Source organism: Bradyrhizobium sp. Kon37, assembly GCF_055807535.1.
This window is the reverse complement of the sequence record NZ_JBVVOY010000205.1, coordinates 1-319: the sequence shown is the minus strand read 5'-3', so window position 1 is coordinate 319 and position 319 is coordinate 1. Positions and strand designations below refer to the sequence as shown.

The following is a 319-nucleotide window of genomic DNA, read 5'->3' as shown; positions in this document are numbered from 1 at the left end:
CCTTGGGCACTACCCCGCCCCACATTTCCTGTCCGCCGACCAGGGCGTCCAGGTACATCGGGTTGCTGGGGAGCTGCACCGGATGGTGCAGGCCCGTCACGCAGAATTGCAGCCAGCGCAGGAAGTCGTCATGCGTGACGGTCGTGCCGTCCTCGTTGACGATCTTGTGCCCCTTCAAGCGAGTGAGCGACACGGCCGACGACAGGCGCGACTCGATGCTGCGCACGTCACGCTTGAATTGGTCGATGAGGCCCCGCGTGCGCGCCTTGCGATCCGGTGCGGTCGCGTCGTCGTCAAACATCAGCTCGACGAACTTGCG

General features: G+C 64.9%; 1 pseudogene. It reads right to left on the bottom strand.

Features of this window, described 5'->3' with window-relative positions:
* Positions 1-319: pseudogene (locus tag AC0L3J_RS37815) on the bottom strand (hypothetical protein); the annotation flags it as partial.